20 protein-coding genes are annotated in these 19,036 nt (G+C 64.4%); 11 read left to right on the forward strand and 9 right to left on the reverse strand.

Annotated elements, in window-relative coordinates; genetic code table 11:
* Nucleotides 1-60 precede the first annotated feature (60 nt).
* From LV476_RS02735 to LV476_RS02770, 8 genes are all read left to right on the forward strand, one after another.
* Nucleotides 61-1,431, forward strand: coding sequence for a sigma-54 interaction domain-containing protein (locus tag LV476_RS02735; protein ID WP_250073030.1), 1,371 nt, complete (start codon nt 61-63; stop codon nt 1,429-1,431).
* A 382-nt stretch (nt 1,432-1,813) separates the two neighbouring features.
* Nucleotides 1,814-2,347 carry a hypothetical protein gene (locus LV476_RS02740; protein ID WP_250073031.1) on the forward strand — a complete coding sequence of 178 codons (534 nt, stop codon included), beginning with the start codon at nt 1,814-1,816 and terminating at the stop codon, nt 2,345-2,347.
* The gene (locus LV476_RS02745) at nt 2,347-3,033 is read left to right on the forward strand and encodes a hypothetical protein (protein WP_250073033.1); all 687 of its coding nucleotides are present in this window, start codon (nt 2,347-2,349) and stop codon (nt 3,031-3,033) included. Before LV476_RS02740 ends, LV476_RS02745 begins: the two co-directional genes overlap by 1 nt.
* 39 nt (nt 3,034-3,072) lie before the next feature.
* On the forward strand, nt 3,073-4,350 hold the full coding sequence (locus tag LV476_RS02750; protein WP_250073035.1) for a hypothetical protein: 1,278 nt from the start codon (nt 3,073-3,075) through the stop codon (nt 4,348-4,350).
* Nucleotides 4,351-4,464: 114 nt separating this feature from the next.
* Complete coding sequence (locus tag LV476_RS02755; RefSeq protein ID WP_250073045.1) at nt 4,465-5,208, forward strand: C39 family peptidase; 744 nt, start codon at nt 4,465-4,467, stop codon at nt 5,206-5,208.
* Between the two features lie 24 nt (nt 5,209-5,232).
* On the forward strand, nt 5,233-6,030 hold the full coding sequence (locus LV476_RS02760) for a hypothetical protein (protein WP_250073047.1): 798 nt from the start codon (nt 5,233-5,235) through the stop codon (nt 6,028-6,030).
* A gap of 68 nt (nt 6,031-6,098) precedes the next feature.
* Nucleotides 6,099-7,427, forward strand: a complete 1,329-nt coding sequence (locus tag LV476_RS02765; protein WP_250073049.1) for a transporter — start codon at nt 6,099-6,101, stop codon at nt 7,425-7,427.
* A 139-nt stretch (nt 7,428-7,566) separates the two neighbouring features.
* A complete protein-coding gene (locus LV476_RS02770) occupies nt 7,567-8,454 on the forward strand; it encodes a LysR family transcriptional regulator (protein WP_250073051.1) in 888 nt (295 codons plus the stop codon).
* Nucleotides 8,455-8,470: 16 nt separating this feature from the next.
* On the opposite strand, the gene LV476_RS02775 is transcribed toward LV476_RS02770, so the two are convergent.
* The 9 genes from LV476_RS02775 to LV476_RS02815 all read right to left on the reverse strand — a co-directional run bounded on the left by LV476_RS02775 (nt 8,471) and on the right by LV476_RS02815 (nt 15,878).
* Nucleotides 8,471-8,899 carry a SufE family protein gene (locus tag LV476_RS02775; RefSeq protein WP_250073053.1) on the reverse strand — a complete coding sequence of 143 codons (429 nt, stop codon included), beginning with the start codon at nt 8,897-8,899 and terminating at the stop codon, nt 8,471-8,473.
* A gap of 38 nt (nt 8,900-8,937) precedes the next feature.
* Complete coding sequence (locus tag LV476_RS02780; protein WP_250073055.1) at nt 8,938-9,384, reverse strand: HesB/IscA family protein; 447 nt, start codon at nt 9,382-9,384, stop codon at nt 8,938-8,940.
* 20 nt (nt 9,385-9,404) lie between these two features.
* Complete coding sequence (locus tag LV476_RS02785; protein ID WP_250073063.1) at nt 9,405-9,758, reverse strand: Rieske (2Fe-2S) protein; 354 nt, start codon at nt 9,756-9,758, stop codon at nt 9,405-9,407.
* A gap of 169 nt (nt 9,759-9,927) precedes the next feature.
* Nucleotides 9,928-10,473, reverse strand: a complete 546-nt coding sequence (sufT, locus tag LV476_RS02790; RefSeq protein ID WP_156413880.1) for a putative Fe-S cluster assembly protein SufT — start codon at nt 10,471-10,473, stop codon at nt 9,928-9,930.
* Between the two features lie 20 nt (nt 10,474-10,493).
* The gene (locus tag LV476_RS02795; protein ID WP_250076222.1) at nt 10,494-11,735 is read right to left on the reverse strand and encodes an aminotransferase class V-fold PLP-dependent enzyme; all 1,242 of its coding nucleotides are present in this window, start codon (nt 11,733-11,735) and stop codon (nt 10,494-10,496) included.
* The gene (gene sufD, locus LV476_RS02800; protein WP_250073065.1) at nt 11,735-13,033 is read right to left on the reverse strand and encodes a Fe-S cluster assembly protein SufD; all 1,299 of its coding nucleotides are present in this window, start codon (nt 13,031-13,033) and stop codon (nt 11,735-11,737) included. The genes LV476_RS02795 and sufD overlap by 1 nt, the downstream gene beginning before the upstream one ends.
* Nucleotides 13,030-13,785, reverse strand: a complete 756-nt coding sequence (gene sufC / locus LV476_RS02805) for a Fe-S cluster assembly ATPase SufC (protein WP_058573976.1) — start codon at nt 13,783-13,785, stop codon at nt 13,030-13,032. The genes sufD and sufC overlap by 4 nt, the downstream gene beginning before the upstream one ends.
* A gap of 27 nt (nt 13,786-13,812) precedes the next feature.
* Complete coding sequence (gene sufB / locus LV476_RS02810) at nt 13,813-15,285, reverse strand: Fe-S cluster assembly protein SufB (protein WP_250073068.1); 1,473 nt, start codon at nt 15,283-15,285, stop codon at nt 13,813-13,815.
* Nucleotides 15,286-15,359: 74 nt separating this feature from the next.
* On the reverse strand, nt 15,360-15,878 hold the full coding sequence (locus LV476_RS02815) for an SUF system Fe-S cluster assembly regulator (protein ID WP_250073070.1): 519 nt from the start codon (nt 15,876-15,878) through the stop codon (nt 15,360-15,362).
* A gap of 255 nt (nt 15,879-16,133) precedes the next feature.
* Between LV476_RS02815 and miaB the strand changes: the two genes are divergently transcribed.
* The 3 genes from miaB to ybeY are packed head-to-tail and all read left to right on the forward strand — an operon-like array spanning nt 16,134 to nt 19,002.
* Entirely contained in the window at nt 16,134-17,555 is a 1,422-nt protein-coding gene (miaB, locus tag LV476_RS02820) for a tRNA (N6-isopentenyl adenosine(37)-C2)-methylthiotransferase MiaB (RefSeq protein WP_349665992.1), read from the forward strand.
* The gene (locus tag LV476_RS02825) at nt 17,555-18,520 is read left to right on the forward strand and encodes a PhoH family protein (protein ID WP_250073072.1); all 966 of its coding nucleotides are present in this window, start codon (nt 17,555-17,557) and stop codon (nt 18,518-18,520) included. Before miaB ends, LV476_RS02825 begins: the two co-directional genes overlap by 1 nt.
* Nucleotides 18,517-19,002: an rRNA maturation RNase YbeY gene (ybeY, locus tag LV476_RS02830; RefSeq protein ID WP_250073074.1), complete on the forward strand. Its 486-nt coding sequence runs from the start codon at nt 18,517-18,519 to the stop codon at nt 19,000-19,002. Before LV476_RS02825 ends, ybeY begins: the two co-directional genes overlap by 4 nt.
* Nucleotides 19,003-19,036: the final 34 nt, after the last annotated feature.

The raw sequence follows: 19,036 nt of genomic DNA on the forward strand, positions 1-19,036 counted from the left end.
TCACGACGTACCGATCAACCGTCAAGGATTGGCGTTCGCAGCGCAGGAGGGATGGTTGCCATGAGCAACGAAGGCCGGACAACCCGGCTGCTCCCTATGCTCAGTCTGCGCGGCCCCGATGCCAGCGAAGAGATCAGGCAGATCGCCGGGTCCTTTCTCTGGGACGTCGTTGCCGTGGACTCACCGGAACAACTGCAACAGTTGTTGCGGCGTGGGGACGTGCGTGTCGCGTTGATCGATCTGCGCGGCGCCATGCAGACGGCGATGAGCTGGCTTCCGGCCTTCGCTCGTGAGCATCCCTGCCTGCAACTGGTCGCCCTGGTCGAGCGGGCACAGGCCGAGAACGTCGAAAACGCCGCCTTCCTGCACGCCTATTTCTTCGATATCTGCTTTGCGCCCGTCGAACCGATGCGACTGACGTTTTCCATCGGCCACGCCTGGACGATGGCCGGCGTCGCCAGCATGCAGTATGCCGACGAGGGATGCCGACTGGCCGTTGACGAGACCGACGAGCTGGTAGGGCAGAGTCCGGCAATGGCGGCGGTACGTCGCACGATTCGACGCTACGCGGTCACGTCGCTACCGGTACTGATCAACGGACCGACCGGGACCGGCAAGGAACTCGCCGCCCGCTCGATCCACCGTTCCTCCGTGCGAGCGAGCCAGCGCTTTATCGCGGTCAATTGCGGCGCGCTGACGCCCAATCTCGTGCAATCCGAGCTGTTCGGCCACGAGAAGGGCGCATTCACCGGCGCGTCCCGGCGACGCATCGGCTGGGTGGAGGCCGCCAACGGTGGCACGCTGTTCCTCGACGAGATCGGCGACCTGCCACTGGATACCCAGACCAGCTTGCTGAGATTCCTGCAACAGGGCGAAATCCAGCGAGTGGGTGGCGAAGCCACCATCCCGGTGGACGCACGCATTATCGCCGCCACCCATGTCGACCTTGCCGACGCCGTGCTGAACGGCGATTTCCGTGAAGACCTGTACTTCCGTCTCGATGTATTGCCGCTGGCAATGCCTTCCCTGGCCCATCGCGGTCCCGATGTGCTGGAACTGGCCCAGTACTTTCTCGACCGGTTCTGTGACGAGCTTGGGGTCAAGCGAAAGCGTCTCGCTCCGGCCACGGAAGCGGCCATGTTGTCCTATGACTGGCCGGGCAATATCCGTGAGCTGATGAACCGGTTGCGCCGTGGGATCGTGCTGGCCGATGGGCCTACCGTGTCTCTGCCGGATCTGGAGGCTCTCCGGACCGGGGAGGACAACGCGATCGTTACCTTGGCCGAAGCCCGAGAGCGGGCGGATCGCGACGCGATTGTCACGGCGATCGCACAGGCCGGTCATAACGTCAGCGAAGCCGCGCGGCTGCTCGATGTCTCCCGCTGCACACTGCATCGCCTGATCCGCAAACACGGCCTGGCGATCGAGTGACGGCGTGATCACGCCGTGCGAAGTACGCGCGCGCTATCGATCCTGACACGCCTGTTGCCTGTCCTCCTCGCATCGACACGACAGGGCGCCAGCCGCGCGCCTATCCCGCGTTTGTTACCCACACGGTCGCCGGACAAGACAGCGGCCGAGGGTAGCGACCGTTTCAAATCTGCGACAGGTTCACTTCTCCTCAAGCCCGCTGTAACGGGCTATCCCCCTTCACCCCGCCAAGGGCGTGTCTCACACATGAGACACGTTGGTCGTTGGCCGCGTACCGGCATTTTGTAACTCGTTGTTTTTACGCGTTTGTCCAAGTTGGCCCCGGTTTTGCCACTGTCGACACCGTGAACGCATGACGGATCACGGCAAGAGGAAGGCAGTCATGAATGACGTTACGGCCAATCTCCATCCGACAGGGCTTGACGAACGCCGAGCCAGCGACGCCCGGCGATTCGCCGTCATGCTTGCTGCCGGCCTGCTGCTGGGCACGGCCTGGCCCGTCGCCGGGCACGCCGCGGGTTCCCGCGCGGCGGTCGAAGCCCAGCCGGGAGAAATGGTGCTCTTGCGCGCCGTCCCGGCACGTCACGCCACCCGCACCATGCCACCCGGCCGAGCGCTGATGGTGAATCCCAGCCCGGAATCCGAACTGGAGTCGGGCCTTTCACACCTCGAAATCGCCAATGACAGCTACGGGCAGGTCGCGGCCGGTGGCCAGGGGGCCCCCGGTGGTGTCGTCGCCGGTTCAATGTCGTCGTTCATGTCGCCGCTGGGTGTGGGCGCACGCGGCGGTGACCGCACGCCGGCGCCCCGGGCTGCCACAGGCGGAGCAATGGGTGCCGCTACCGGCTCGATCGCTTCACAGGTCACCGGCGCGCTGGCAGGTGCGGGGCTGATGGGACAGGGAGGGTCGCGGTAATGGCTAGAAGGATGTCACGTCGATTCGACCTGGAACGCGGCCTGCGATCGCTGCTCGCGGCAATCGGTTTTGCCGCCTTGCTGATCACCGCGCAGATGATTCTCTCTGGCGATGCTCGGGCCGAGGCGGGCTCGGAGGCAGCCCCTAGCGATTACGACTGGATGCTCGCGGTGCTCAACGACAATCGCATCGGCAGCCGAGTCGGGCACGGCGCGACCGGCAATGTCGCGGTGAACACGGCCGCTGGATCGAGCAACGTCCAGGCCAACCTGCGCGTGATCAACGGTCACGTCCAGGCAATCCAGCGGGTAGACAACCCGACGCCTACCGGTGCGACCGCCACTCGGGATCGAACCCGGATCGACGGGCGGGCATTCGCCGGCGGGCAGGGCGTGTTGGGTGTCAACCAGGTCGCCGGGAACAACAACGCCCAGATCAACACGGTGGCACTCGGTGCCACCAACCCCATTCGTACTCTCGAGCCGGTCATGCCGGCGCGGGAGTCGGATACGGCCGCCCGGGAGGACGGGCAGTCGTCGGAGTCGGAGTCTTCTCTGAACCGGTATCGCGCGGTCGTCGCAGACACCGCCTTCACGGGATTCGGAGGGGTACTCCAAATCAATCAGGTGTCGGGAGCTCGAAACGTGACGGGCAATCACTTCTCGATTTCCGGCCCCCGACCCTGAATTCATGATCGAAGTAACCCCAACAAGAAGGTAGTCGCCATGAAAACGCAACTCAAGATGACCCTGATCGCTTCGGCGGTCGCAGCAGTGGTCGCCAGCCCCGCGATGGCTGAGTCTTACGAGAAGACGGTAGACCTCCAGTGGAATCTGGGGATCGATGTGGACAAAGACATCGATGTCTCGAAGAGCCTGGAAGTGGACAAGGACATCGACATCGATAAGAACGTGGATGTCGAGAAGAATCTCACGATCAACAAGTCGATGAGCACGTCCGTGGACAACTTCCTGCGTGACATTGCCATCAACGCCCAGGCGGGCGCTGCCGCGATGGATCGGCAGTTCATTCACGCCAACCAGGTGAACAACAAGAAGCTCACCAACAACGCCAGCCTTGGTGACGAGGTCGGCAGTGGTGCCTCCGGCAACATCGGCATGAACGTCGCGGCCGGCGACACGAACATCCAGGACAACGCCGCCGCACTTGCAGCCGTTGATGCCGGGTTCGTGTTCGGCGAATCCGCAGCCGCCGTCGGTGTTCATCAGGCCAACCTGCTCAACACGACGTTCAACAGCGGCGTGATGAACAACGCCAGCATCGGTCAGAGCGCGTTTGCCAATGCCTCCGGCAACATCGGTGTGAACGTGGCGGCCGGTACCGGCAACGCGCAGAAGAACACCATGGCGGCTTCGGTCTCCACGGCACGCGTGGCCAACGCCACCCTGGATAGCAGCCAGGAGTCGGTCGGCAACAACATCCGCAACGAGGGCCGCACCGAGCGTTACACCGAGCTGACCCGCGTGACACTCACGGGTAGCAGCCAGGGCGGTTACGTAGGCGCTGGCGCCGGAAGCTACTCGGGCGACACCGAGTCCACGATCACCGGTTCGCTGGACCAGATCGGCGATGTCTATCCGGACATCTGGACCGACGCTCCGCATCCGGGCGGTTCTGCTGACGGTCACTTCGACCTGGATACCGCAACCCAGGGCGGCTCAGACCTGAACGACGATGGTGGGGCACTCGCCTTTGGAACCAACGACATGACCTCCGAGGGCAGCGAAAGCGGTGACCTTGGCTTCCGTGAGCGCGGAAGCATCGGTCTTGAGACGGTCATGAGCGGTCAGGTAGCCACTACCCGCTACGTCGTGGTCAACGCGAAGAACGATGCCTCCCTGCTGGGCAGCGCGTTCTCCGGCGCGGCCGGCAACATCGGCGTCAACGTCGCGGCCGGCACCGGCAATCTGCAGAGCAACAGCCTGTCGATGGCTGTGTCCTGCGTCACCTGCGCCGGTGGCAGCAACGGCGGCGAAGAATAACCCGATCTAAGGATCGGTCGACGAGGCGGTTCGCCGCCTCGTCTTTCCAGGTGGCGTGGACGGCAACCCCGCGTCACCCGGAAAGACGATCAACGTCGACAGGAGGAAGAGCCCGTGAAACCGGCTGGCATCAAGCACATCGGGACGAAAGGCAAACGGCGGACCACCCTGGTGGCCGGTCTCGTTGCCGGGCTGGGGCTGGTCTGGAGCGTCAACGGGGCAGCGGCCAACGTGCGTTTTGCCGGGGTGCTGCCTCATGGGCAGATCATCGACAAGCCGGTGGAGAGCATGCTCGAACATCGCTACCGCAACGTCGTTCGCCAGCAGTTCGATTTCTCCTGCGGAGCGGCGGCTCTGGCGACCCTGTTGCGCTATGCCTACGGCCTGCGCCTCGACGAGGCAACCGTGCTTGCCGGCATGTGGGGTGTATCGGATCCGGATCTTGTGCGCACCCGCGGCTTTTCCCTGCTCGAGATGAAGCATTACCTGGCTCGCCTGGGGTATCGCGGGCGTGGCTACGAAATCGATTTGACACGGCTTGGCCGCATCAACGTGCCGACCATCGTGTTGATGGACATCAACGGTTATCAGCACTTCGTGGTGCTCAAGACCGTTGGCGACGGCTACGTGCACGTGGCCGACCCCGCACTGGGGAATCGCCGCTACCCGGTCGAGGAATTCATCGAGAGCTGGCCGTCGCGGACCGTGTTCGCCGTGATCGGTCCCGGCTTCGACAGGCGGACGGTATTGCTCGACGACACGGATATTCCCAGCAGCAGAGAACTTCATCGGCGGTCGGGTGAGGTGCCCACGGCCGAGTTGTTGGACTTCGGATTCAAGCACGCCGATCTCTTCTGATCGACGGGTATCGAGGACAACGCCATGAAACGTCAATTCAATGTCTTTGAAAGCGAGCCCAAGGATCCCGGATTCCCAATCCGCGTGCTGGTGGTCGGCGGGGTCGCGGTGGGACTGGCCTGCGGGCTGCTCCTGTTCAGCAGTGCCGTTGGCGCGGCCAATCCGGCGATCGTCGCCCTGACCGATCCGGAGCTCTCCCAGATGCGGGGACGCTATGTGGTCGGCGACAACCGCGTGATGTATTTCGGTGTCGAGATGGTCTCCCATTGGCAGGCAACCGGCGGAACGCTATCCGCCGGCCTGACCGTGGGGATCGACCGCAGCCGGTCGCTGCCGACCGTGACCTTCGAGCCCACCGTGGCGATCGAGGGCACGCCCTCGGTTACTCAGAACGGCGAGCACGAGGTGATCGGCTCGATGCCGACCGAATCGCACGGCGTGCGCCAACAGATCCAGGTGGCCGGAACCGATAACCGGGCAACCAACTCGTTCGATGTCCGCATCGAGCCCGATGTAGGAGGCCATGCGGGTGGCGAGGGCAGTTATCGCGTTCAGGTCAGTCAGAACGGCGCGGTAGTCGCCTCGGGGCTGACCGGCGAGGGTCACCAGGCGGGCGTCAGCATGCGGCTGGGCAACTCGCAGGTCTTCCAGGGGTTCCAGGCGGGCGCGGCGACCCAGCTCATCCAGCTGGCTGGCAGCCATCAGGCGATCACCAACCAGTTGCGGCTGATGGTGGGCATCGATCCCACCGCCATGAGCGATCGCGAGCGTCTGCAGCGACAGGTGGGCCAGTGCCTGGCCTCCCTGCGCGGGGGAATCTGATCGGGCATCACCGGATGGAGCGGTGGTCTCGAACGGCAATCACGGGGTGAAACCCAAGGAGTGTGACCATGGATGATCGCGTGAGGGAAGTGAGCGGGCGAGGGGCAGCAGTTCCTGTCGGTCTCTCGATACTCGCACTGGGGCTGACGATGGGGTTGTCACCGGCCGCACTTGCGGCAAACGAGGCCGACAACGTTCAGCAGATGCGTGAAGAGCTGGAATCCCTGAAACAGCGTTACGTCAACGAGGTACGACGACTTCGTGAGCTGGATGCGCGGTTGATGGCCGTCCAGACCCGGCTCTCGGAAGCGGGTGTGGAGCCGGAAGGCGATTTGCAACCCGACATGCCGATCGGTGCCGCGGCAGCCGCCGAAGGGGATACGGCCACGGCGCCCACCGAAGAGGACAAGCGGCAGGCGACCCGGCGCAGCGTCGACGACTTCCTGCAGCAGGAGCACGTCGCCTTCGATCGACCGCTGGTCGTCGAGGCCGGATTCGAGTACAGCCGGTACGACCGGACGCAACTCACGCTCAACGGCTTCCTTGCGCTGGATGCGATCTTCCTCGGCAATATCGCGGTCGACAATGTCGCCAGTGACACCTTCAAGTACACCCTGGCGGCACGCTACGGCCTGACCCCGCGCTGGAACGTCGGCGTCTCCGCACCATTCATCCAGCGTTACACGACCTACCAGAAAGGCGGTGCCGGCGGATCGGCGGCCGCGTTCGCCGAAGTGGATCAGAGCAGTGACATCGCGCTTGGCGACACCACCTTCAACCTCAGTTATCGGCTGTTGCCCGAAACGGTGAACCGGCCCGATGTGGTGCTGACCGGCAGCGTGATCGCTCCGACCGGGCAAGAGCCGTACGGGATCGACTGGCGCGTGATCGAGACCGGCGAGGATGCCGAGGGCAACGCCTTCGTGCGGTTCGCCATTCCCGAGGAGCAGGCCACCGGTAATGGCCTGTGGGGCGTCGGCGCGTCCGTCTCGGCGGTCAAGACACTCGATCCGGCCCTGCTGTTCGCCAATTTGGGCTACACGCACTACCTGTCGCGCAGTTTCGACGACCTGAACAACGATCCGGATACCGTCAATCCGGGCGATGTCGAGCTGGGCGACTCCTGGACGGTGGGGTTGGGGCTGGCCTTCGCGCTCAACGACAAGGCAAGCCTGTCCATGTCCTACTCGCAGCAGATAAACGGCCAGGCCCGGACTCGTTACGACGGGGAGGATTGGGTCGATCTCATTGGCAGCGATGCCAATTCGGCCACCCTCAACCTGGGACTGACGTACGCGCTCGGGCCGAAAACGACGCTGGTCACCAGCCTGGGCGTCGGCCTGACACCGGATGCCCCGGATTTCACCCTTGGAGTGCGCATTCCCTACGCACTCTGATTCCACCGGTTTTCCTGCGGTGTTCCCCGGTGTCGATTCAATCGGCCCCGGGGATTTTTTATTTGGGCGGGGCCGATGATGGCCATGTCGCGGTGTGGGTGGGTATAGTCCACTTTCTGCCCCACACGGATCTCGAACGATGGATGACTTCCGCACCTGGCACTGGCTGGAAACGGTGATCGAGCTGGGCGGGCTCAAACCGGCGTCTGAACGCCTGCACCGTACCCCGTCGACCATCAGCCACGCCATCAAGCAGCTCGAGCGCCGCATCGGGGTCACGCTGGTCGAGACCCGCGCGCGGCGTATCCGACTGACCGAGGCCGGCTCCATCCTGCTCGAACACATGCGCCCGCTGATCAGGGAGCTCGAGGGCGTGCAGGGGGTCATCGATCAGTTTCGCGCCACCGGTGCCTCGGTCCTTCGCCTGGCGGTGGATCAGGTGTTCCCTCACGAACAGCTCATCAAGGCGATGGAACGGTTTTCACAGGATTATCCGCATACTCGCCTCGAGTTGTTCGAGACGGTGCTGGGCGGCGGCCCGGCAATGTTCCGCGAGGGGGAGGTGGGGATCTATCTCGGGCTTGAGCCGGTGGGTGATCACACTGGGGTGCAGCTTGGCCGGGTGCGGTTCGTTCCTTGCGCCGGCCCGAGGCATCCCTTGGTCGAACAGGCCGAATCCAAATCATCCGGACAGCTGCTGGCCGACGGTCAGCTACGCCAATATCGCCAGATCGTCCTGCGCGACTCGCACCCGGAACGGGGCGCCAATGCCGGCTGGCTGGGCGCGGCCCAGCGAGTCACCGTGGATCACATGCACACGGCCGTGGAGCTGATGCGTTCCGGCTTGGGATTCGGCTGGCTGCCCGAGCATCAGGTGCGCGACGAGCCGGACCTGCGTGTGCTGCCGGTCAACGAAGGACTCTGTCCCGAGGCGGCTGTCATGCTTTATCGCCAGCGCGACTTACAGGCCAGCCCAGCCCACCAGTGCATGATGGAGGCGTTCGTGGAAGCCTGTCGGGACGACTAGGGAAAAAAGAGGGGGATCAGGCTGCCCGTTCGGCAGCCAGTCCGCGGATCTTCTCGATCATGTTGGAGAGCCCTGTCGCTCGGTTCGCCGACAGGTGGGCCGACAGCCCCAGATCGTCGATAAACCCGCTGTCGGTCGCCAGGATCTCCTCGGCACTACGATCGGAATAAACGCGGAAGAGCAGGGCGATGAGCCCGTTGACGATCATGGCGTCGCTGGTGCCGATCAGCTTGAGCTGATCACCGTCCCACTCATAGTCGAACCACACCTGGGATTGGCAGCCGTGGAACTTGTGGGCCTCGTCCTGCTTCTCCGGTGGAAAGGTGGGCATTTGCTTGCCCATGTCCATGATGTACTGATAGCGCTCGGTCCAGTCGCCGAGGAAGGCGAACTCGTCCTTCAGGGCATTGATCTCGGCGTCGATGCTGGGCGCTTTGTCGGTCATGGATCTCCTCCGGAATGCATGGCAGGGGCGCGGTGGGCTTAGGCCTCTTCGCGCACGGTGAAACTCTCGCCGCAGCCGCAGCTGTCCTCGACGTTGGGATTGTCGACGTGAAGCATGCGGGTGAGGCCTTCGACCACGTAGTCGAGTGTCGAGCCGCGCAGTGCGTTAAAGCTCTCCTCGTCGGTGATCACCGCGATGCCGTCGCCGCAGTCGAACCACAGGTCGTCGTCTTCGACCGAGCGGGCAACGTCCATCACGTAGGCGAACCCGGAGCAGCCGGACTTTTTGATGCCCAGCCGCAGACCGAGCGCGCCCTCGTCGCCCTCGAATGCCTTGGTCAGATGCCGGCGGGCGGCCTCGGTGGCCGACAGGCGCTGCTCGGCCGGCAGGGCGGTGGCGCGTGCGCGAGCGGCCTCGATACGGGCCGGATCAACGGGCGCGGTGGTCTCGTTTGCCGGTTGGGCGCTGTGTACCTCGGCGGTCATGAGCCTTCCTCCAGCTGGTTTCAGCTCGCCTCGCGGGGCGTGCTGGCAACGTAAATGGTGTCGTTTTCGACACGGACATCGTAGCAGTCGATCGGTTCGTAGGCCGGGGCCGACAGCGGTTCACCGTCACGCAGGCAGAACTCGGCGTTATGCCAGGGGCAGGTGATGATGTCGCCGTCCAGCGGTCCTTCCGAAATCGGCAGTTCCTGGTGACTGCATTCGTCGACCACCGCGAGAATCACGCCATCGGCATTGACCACCAGAATGTCCACGTCCGGCCCTTCGACCACACGGCGTTCGCCGGGGGCCAGTTCGCGCTGTTCGCAGACGCGGATCCAGTTATCGTCGATCGGCTGATTGGCGGTGTCGGTCATGCGTAATCTCGTCGTCAGTTCGAATAATGATTGGGGTATGAAGACCTCAAGAACCGTAGCGAGCCGCCCGAGTGCAAGGAGCCGCACAGCGAGCGACGAGACATATCAACCCGATAGGCGAGGAGCGAGTGAGCACGCGACGCGGCAATCGGGTGGCGCAGTAGGTTCATCAGAACATGCCCGTGGCGAGCTGAGCCTCCTCGGACATCATCTCCTTGCTCCACGGCGGATCGAAGACCAGCTCCACGGCGGCTTCCTCGATGGTCGGGATCTCCATGATGCGTTGGTGGGCATCGGAGGCGATCACCCCGCCCATGCCGCAGCCGGGTGCGGTGAGTGTCATGTCGACCTCGACACGCCGTCCGGCAACCGGCAACGACTCGACCTTGACCTTGTAGACCAGGCCGAGATCGACGATGTTGATCGGGATCTCGGGGTCGAACACGCCGCGCAGCTGATCCCAGACCATCTTCTCGACCTCCTCGTCGGAGGCGTTTTCCGGCAGTTCGGGCTGCGGGGGCGGCTCCTTGCCCAGCGCGTCGGCATCCTTCCCCTCGACGCGCAGCAGATGGCCGCGTGCCTTGATGGTGAAGCTGCCGCCCAGGGCCTGCATCAGCTCGACGGGGGTGTCCTTGGAGGCGAGCACCTTCTGCCCTGAGGGCACCATGGTGCAGACCACGTCGCGGCTCAGTCGAATGCGTTCCATCGGTTCCACGGTTCGTTCTCCCGGCTTGGTCAGACGAGCATGTTGCGCACGCGGGTGACCGCGGCGACGAACTGGTCGATCTCGTCGAGTGTGTTGTAGAACGCCGCCGAGGCGCGGGCGGTGCCCGCGGGTGCCTCGAAGCAGCGCATCAGCGGCATCGCGCAGTGATGCCCGGTGCGCACCGCGATGCCCATGGAATCCAGCAGCGTGCCCACGTCGTGCGGGTGCGCGCCGTCGATCAGGAACGAGACCACCGGCACCTTGTGCGCGGCCTGGCCGACGATCCGCAGCCCGGGAATCTCGTTGAGCCCCTCGGTCATGCGGTCGAGCAGGGCGGCCTCGTGGCGTTCGATCGCGAGCCAGTCGAGGCTGTCCGCCCACTCGAGAGCCGCGCCGAAACCGATCGCGCCCTCGATGTTGGGCGTGCCCGCCTCGAACTTGGACGGTGGCGGTGCGAAGCGCACGCCGTCGAAGCGCACTTCCTCGATCATGTCGCCGCCACCCATGAATGGCGGCAGCCGGTCGAGCCAGTCGCCACGGGCGTACAGCGCACCCACGCCACTCGGTCCGAAGACCTTGTGGCTGGAGCAGGCATAGAAGTCGCAGTCGAGTGCCTGAACATCGACCGGTCCGTGCGGCAGTCCCTGCGCACCGTCGACCAGAACCGGGATGCCCCGCTCGTGGGCGATCTCGGCAATGCGGGCAACCGGGTTGATGGTGCCCAGCGCGTTGGAGACGTGGTTGACCCCGACCAGTCGCGTCCGGTCGGTGATCAGGCCGGGCAGGGCGTCAATCTCGAGCTCGCCACGGTCGTTGACCGGGATGGTGCGAATCGTCAGCCCCTTGCGTTCGCCCAGCATCAGCCACGGGACGATGTTGGCGTGATGCTCGAGCTCGCTCAGGATCACCTCGTCGCCGGCCTGCCAGTCGGTCGACAGCGAATGGGCCAGCAGGTTGATCGCCTCGGTTACGCCGCGGACGAACACGATCTCGCGCTCGCTCTCGGCACCCAGCGACCGCGCGATGCGGGCGCGGGCGTTCTCGAAGCGCTCACTGGCCCGGGCCGACAGCGTGTGCACGCCGCGGTGGATGTTGGCGTTGTCCCGCTCGTAGAACTCGCGGATGGTGTCGATCACCACCTGCGGTTTCTGCGTGGTGGCCGCGTTGTCCAGGTAGACCAACGGCTTGCCGTGGACTTCCTGGTCGAGCGCCGGGAACTGCTCCCGGATCGACTCGACCGAGAACGGGTGGTTGCGGCCCTCGGTAGTCATCACGCGTCCGAATCGGCGGGCAGGCTACGCTCGCCGAGGCGTCGCTCGACTTGTTCGGTCAGCCACTCGCGCAGCTCGGCCAGCGGCAACTCGTCGATGACTTCCTGGGCGAAGCCGGCGATCAGCAGGCCGCGAGCCTCGGCCAGCGGAACGCCCCGGGTGCGCAGGTAGAACAGCGCCTCCTCGTCGAGACGACCGATGGTCGCGCCGTGCGAGCAGCTCACGTCGTCGGCATAGATCTCGAGTTCCGGCTTGGCATCGATCTCAGCATTGTCCGACAACAGCAGGTTGTTGCTCGACTGGTACGCTTCGATGCGCTGCGCGTCCTCTTCGATCAGGATGCGGCCCTTGAACACGCCCCGACCAGCGTCGTCGGCGATGGTGCGGTAGTGCTCGTTGCTGGTGGTATCAGCGGCGGCGTGCGTGATCCGCGTGTGCGTGTCCAGCAGCTGCTTTCCGTGCGGCATCATCAGGCCGATCAGGTCGGTATGCGCGCCCGAGCCGCCGACATGGATGTCGTATTCGCGGCGGATCATGCGCCCACCAAGCTGGACGTTGTAGCTGTGGTAGCGCGCGTCGCGCTCAAGCTCGGCGAACGTGCGGGCCGTGGTCAGGCGCGACTCACCGTCCAGCCCCAGGGCGATATGCGTCAGCGCGGCATTGGCCGCGATCGTCGAGACGATCACGCTGTTGCGCCAGGCCGGCTGCTCACCGACCGTCTCGATGTGCTCGAGCAGGGTGGCGGCCGCGCTCTGACCCAGGCGGACCAGTACGCGCGGGTGGGTCATGACCGACTCGGTCGCCCCATCGAGCCACTCGATCACGATCGGGCGCTCGACGATGGCATTGGCCGCGACATCCACGACCACGCCCTCGCGGGCCATAGCGGTGTTGAGCGTGACCAGCGCATCGTTCGGATTGTCGACGCTCGGGGCCGGCGTCGGCGAGAAGGCCGCCGCGCGGGTGGCCTCGTCGGCATCAGCCAGTGCGGTGATGGTGACACCTTCGGGCAGGTCACTCGGCACACCCTGGAACACGCCGTCGACGAAGCGCAGCCGAACGGGGTTGTTCAGCGGCAGACGGGTGCTCGGCTCGATATCCGCACCCACGCCGGCCGCGGCGTTGAATTGGCCGCGTTGGATCGAGCGCAGGTTGGTCCAGCGCCATTCCTCGTCACGCATGCCCGGCAGGCCGATGGTCTCGACCTGGTTGCGGGCGGCCTGCGCGATCTCGGACGGGGCCGCTGCCTGCTCCGGCAGGGCGTCGCTCAGCCAATCGGGAAGACCGGTCCGCTTCATGATGCCTCCTCGAGGATCTCCTGGTAGCCCTCGGCTTCCAGGCGGTGGGCGAGGGACTTGTCACCGGACTTGATGATCTTGCCCTTGTAGAGGACGTGGACGAAGTCCGGCTCGACGTAGTTGAGCAGGCGCTGGTAGTGCGTCACCAGGATGATGCCGCGCTCCTCGCCGCGCATGCGGTTGATGCCGTCGGAAACGACCTTCAGCGCGTCGATGTCCAGACCCGAGTCGGTCTCGTCGAGCAGGGCGAGCTTCGGCTCGAGCAGCAGCATCTGCAGGATTTCGTTGCGCTTCTTCTCGCCCCCGGAGAAGCCGGCGTTCACGCCGCGATGGAGGAAGGCGTCGTCCATGTCCATACTCGCGACCAGCTCGCGCACCTGCTTCATGAAGGAGAAGGTGTCGATCTCGTCGAGACCTTGCGCCTCGCGCTTGGCGTTCAGGGCTTCCTTGAGCAGGTAGATGTTCTTGACGCCCGGGATCTCGACCGGGTGCTGGAAGCCGAGCAGCAGGCCGGCGATGGCGCGCTCCTCGGTCTCCATCTCCAGGAGATCGTGGCCGTCGAAGGTGATCGAGCCCTTCGTGACCTCGTAGCCGTCGCGGCCGCCGAGGACGTGGCAGAGCGTGCTCTTGCCCGAGCCGTTCGGGCCCATGATCGCGTGGACTTCGCCGGCGTTGATGGACAGGTCGATGCCCTTGAGGATCTCCTTGCCGTCAATTTCCGCGTGCAAGTTCTTGATTTCGAGTAGTGCCATGATGAAAAGCCTCTGGTATCTGTTCGGTTAGCCCACGGAGCCTTCGAGCGACACGGCCAGCAGGGCCTGTGCCTCGACGGCGAATTCCATCGGCAGTTCGTTGAAGACTTCCTTGCAGAAGCCGTTGACGACCATGTTCATGGCGTCTTCCTCGGACAGCCCGCGCGAACGCAGGTAGAACATCTGGTCGTCGCTGACCTTCGAGGTGGTGGCCTCGTGTTCGACCTGGGCGGTGCTGTTCTTCGCCTCGATGTAGGGGAAGGTGTGCGCGCCACAGCGATCACCGATCAGCAGCGAGTCGCACTGGGTGAAGTTGCGCGCGTCCTTCGCGGTCTTGCCGATGTGCACCAGGCCACGGTAGGCGTTCTCGGCCCGGCCGGCGGAAATGCCCTTGGAGACGATCGTCGAGCGGGTGCGGCTGCCGAGATGGATCATCTTGGTGCCCGAGTCGATCTGCTGGAAGTTGTTGCCCACGGCCACCGAGTAGAACTCGCCGACCGAGTCGTCGCCCTTCAGCACGCAGCTGGGGTACTTCCAGGTGATTGCCGAGCCGGCCTCGACCTGGGTCCAGGTGATCTTGGAGCGGTCGCCGCGGCATTCGCCACGCTTGGTGACGAAGTTGTAGATGCCGCCTTTGCCTTCCTCGTCGCCGGGGTACCAGTTCTGCACGGTGGAGTACTTGATCTCGGCATCGTCGAGCGCGACGAGCTCGACCACGGCGGCGTGCAGCTGGTTCTCGTCCCGCTGCGGGGCGGTGCAGCCCTCGAGGTAGCTGACCGAGGCGCCTTCCTCGGCGATGATCAGCGTGCGCTCGAACTGACCGGTGTTCTTGGCGTTGATCCGGAAGTACGTCGACAGCTCCATCGGGCAGGTCACGCCCTTGGGCACGTAGACGAACGAACCGTCTGAGAAGACCGCCGAGTTCAGTGCGGCGAAGAAGTTGTCGCCCTGCGGCACGACGGTGCCCAGATACTTCTGCACCAGCTCCGGGTGGTTCTCGACCGCCTCGGAGAACGAGCAGAAGATCACGCCGGCCTCGGCGAGCTTCTCCTTGAAAGTGGTGGTCACCGAAACCGAGTCGAACACGGCGTCGACCGCCACGTTCGCGCCCTTGACGCCAGCCAGCGCGGCGCGCTCGTGCAGCGGAATGCCGAGCTTCTCGTAGGTTTCCAGGAGCTTCGGGTCGACGTCATCGAGCGACTCGGGCGCCTCGGCGTCGAGCTCTTCCTGGGTCTTCGGTGCGGCGTAGTAGGACAGCGCCTGGTAGTCGATCTTCGGGTAGTGGACGTGCGCCCATTCCGGCTCGGCCATCTTCTGCCACTGCCGGAAGGCCGACAGGCGCCACTCGAGCATGAACTCCGGCTCCTTCTTCTTGGCCGAGATCATGCGCACGACGTCCTCGTCGAGACCCGGCGGAATGATCTCCTGCTCGATGTCGGTGGTGAAACCGTACTTGTACTCGCGCTTGACGAGCTGTTCGAGTTCCTGCGTTTCGGTCATGTCGTTGTCACCTGGTCGAAGGCTGATGGCCCGACGGCGAGGCCGACGGGCAAATGTTCGTGTCTCGAATCCATTCAGGAAGTCGCGTTGCGAGCGCGCTTGCCGGCGTCCGTAACCTCGCCGCTACGGGCCCGCTCGTACCACACCGGCACCTGGGTAGCCGGCGTGTTGTTGTTTACTGGCTGCGTCATGTCAGCCAGCGTGGTCGCGTCGAGCAGGGCATGTACGCCCCGGTTGATCGCTTCCCAGTGAGGACGCACCGCGCAATCACCCTGCATCGCGCAGTCATGATCGGGACGAAAGCAGTCGGTCATCGCGATCGGTCCGTCGATGGCCTCGATGATCTCCGCCAGCGTGATCTCGGCGGCGGGGCGGGCGAGGAAATACCCCCCGCTTCGCCCCTGGCGCGATTGCACGATCCCTTCGCCGTTGAGCAGCTTGAGGAGTTTGCCGACCGTGGGCATGTTGATGCCGGTGCGTTCCGCCAAGGCGCGGGCGTTGGCCCGCTGCGAGCTGGGCTCGTCGCGCGGGTCTCCTGCCAACGCCGTCAGGAGCACGATGGCGTAATCGCTCAGTCGGCTGATCTTCAACATAACTGCCTCCGCATACAGCGGTCCGTTACCCGGGCCCGACACCGATTCGAGAAGGCTGTACGGAAACCCGGGGAATGAGCTTAAAAGTACTAAAACGGTACGGTTTTTTCAAGCATCACCCCTATGACTGATGCCCGGGACGAAAAGATCCCGTATTGGCCTGCTTAAGCCCTTGTCCCCGCTTCGGTTTGCCGGCATTTTCTGCTATCTTTCGATCCCTTTTTCGAAAGCCGGAATGACGAGGAATTCGTTCACGTGACGACGACAGCCACACCCAACACATCCGTGCCCACCGATGGAGCCGGCAAGCGGCTCTACATCAAGACCTGGGGCTGCCAGATGAACGAGTACGATTCGGCGAAGATGGCCGACGTACTCGGGGTGTCGCGCGGCTTCCATCCGGTCAGCGATCCGGCCGAGGCCGACGTGATCCTGCTGAACACCTGCTCGATCCGCGAAAAGGCGCAGGAAAAGGTGTTCTCGCAACTGGGCCAATGGCGTCCGCTCAAGGACAAGAGCCCGGACCTGATCATTGGTGTGGGTGGCTGCGTGGCCAGCCAGGAAGGGGAGGCCCTGCGGGAGCGCGCCCCGTTCGTCGACATCGTCTTCGGCCCGCAGACGTTGCACCGGCTACCCGAGATGGTCGCCGTGGTCGAGGCCGAGCGTAAGCCGGTGGTCGATATCTCCTTTCCCGAGATCGAGAAGTTCGACAACCTGCCGGACCCGCGTGCCGACGGCCCGGTCGCGTTCGTCTCGATCATGGAAGGTTGCTCGAAATACTGCACCTTCTGCGTGGTGCCGTACACCCGCGGCGAGGAGATCTCGCGGCCGTTCGATGACGTGGTCGCCGAGGTCGCTGACCTGGCCGAGCAGGGCGTGCGCGAGGTCAACCTGCTGGGGCAGAACGTCAACGCCTATCAGGGCCCCATGCACGATGGACAGCCAGCCGACCTGGCGCTGTTGATCGAGGTCATCGCGCAGATCGACGGCATCGACCGTATCCGCTTCACCACCTCGCATCCGGTCGAATTCACCGATCGCCTGATCGAGGCCTATCGCAACATTCCGGAACTGGCAAGTTTCCTTCACCTGCCCGTGCAGTCGGGCTCGGACCGGGTGCTGGCGCTGATGAAGCGCGGTCACATGGCGATGGAGTACAAGTCGAAGATCCGCAAGCTGCGCGAGGCGCGTCCGGGCATCTCGATCTCCTCCGACTTCATCGTCGGCTTCCCGGGTGAGACCGACCACGACTTCGAGCAGACCATGAAGCTGATCGAGGACATCGGCTTCGACCACTCCTTCTCGTTCATCTACAGCGCGCGTCCCGGTACGCCGGCCTCTAACCTGCCGGACGATCAGCCCGAAGAGGTCAAGAAGGCACGCTTGAAGCGCCTGCAGACGCGCATCAACGAGTTCGAGCAGGAGATCTCTCAGGCCATGCTCGGCACTACCCAGACCGTGCTGGTGCAGGGACCGTCGAAGAAGGACCCCAACGAGCTGATGGGCAAGACCGAGAACAACCGCAGCGTCATCTTCCGCGGCCGGCCGGGTCTGATCGGCCTGTTCGTCGATCTGGAGATCACGCAGGTCAACCCGAACTCGCTGCGCGGCGAGTTCGTGGACATTCATCCGACGGACCGAGAGCGCGCCAAGGCCCGCAATCTGGTGGCTGCGTAATGACAGAAGCGAACGCCGAACGTCTCGAATTCTCCCTCGAACCGGCCGACAACGAGCGTCTGGCCAACCTGGCGGGTACGTTCGACGAGCACCTGCGCATGATCGAACGCCGTCTGGGCGTGGAGATCAACCATCGCGGCAACCTGTTCGCCGTGATCGGTCCGGCGGCGATCGCCTCCCAGGCCGAGACCCTGCTTGCCGACCTGTACAAGTTGAGCGAGACCCAGATCATCGATCCCGAGCGGGTCAATCTGGGCATGCAGGAGGCCGGCATGGAGGAGGCGCCGCCTCCGCCGGGCGACGAGGTGATGATCAAGACCCTGCGCGGGATCGTGCGCGGCCGCGGCAATCGCCAGGTGAACTACCTCAAGGCGATCCGCGAGGCGGACCTCAACTTCGGCATCGGTCCGGCGGGGACCGGCAAGACGTATCTGGCCGTCGCCAGTGCCATCGACGCGTTCGAGCGCGGCCAGGTGCAGCGGATCGTGCTGGTCCGCCCGGCGGTCGAGGCGGGCGAAAAGCTCGGCTTCCTGCCGGGTGACCTGGCGCAGAAGATCGACCCGTACCTGCGGCCGATGTACGACGCGCTCTACGAGATGATGGGCTTCGACAAGGTCAATCGCCTGATCGAGCGCAACGTGATCGAGGTCGCACCGCTCGCGTTCATGCGAGGCCGGACGCTCAACGAGTCGTTCGTCATTCTCGACGAGGCGCAGAACACGAGCATCGAGCAGATGAAGATGTTCCTGACCCGGATCGGCTTCGGCACCTCGGCGGTGGTTACCGGTGACATTACCCAGGTCGACCTGCCGAAGGGCGTCACCTCGGGCCTGCGGCACGCCATCGACATGCTCAGCGACGTCGAGGGGGTGCAGTTCACCTTCTTCCAGAGCCGTGACGTGGTCCGACACCCGCTGGTCAAGCGGATCATCGACGCCTACGAGCGCCGGGGCAGGGCGGATTGACCACGCCGCCGGTGGTGATCGATCGGCAGCGTGCCTGCGAGCAGCGCTGCCCCTCACGCCAGACGCTCGGAGCCTGGGTATCGTCCACGCTGGCCGCGTTGCCGGACGGGCCGGAAGGCGGCGAGGTGACGATTCGCTACGTCGAGCCCGAAGAAAGCCGGTCGCTCAACGCGCAGTTCCGCGGCAAGGACCGGCCGACCAACGTGTTGTCGTTTCCGGCGAGCGAGGACCCGGCCGCTGTGACGGTCCTGCCCGGCTCGACGTTGCCGTATCTGGGAGACCTGGTGATATGCCCCGAGGTGGTCGAACGTGAGGCGGCCGAGCAGGGCAAAAGCCGCCGTGCGCACCATGCCCACATGGTCGTGCATGGGATTTTGCACCTGTTGGGCTATGATCACCTCACCCCCGATGAGGCCGAGCAGATGGAACTGATCGAGATCCGTGTGCTCTCATCGCTGAACTACCCGGATCCCTATACCTGATCTCTTGAAGACGGACCGCGTCGACACCACATCG

The organism is Guyparkeria hydrothermalis, assembly GCF_023555385.1.
Classification (GTDB): Bacteria; Pseudomonadota; Gammaproteobacteria; order Halothiobacillales; family Halothiobacillaceae; genus Guyparkeria; species Guyparkeria hydrothermalis_A.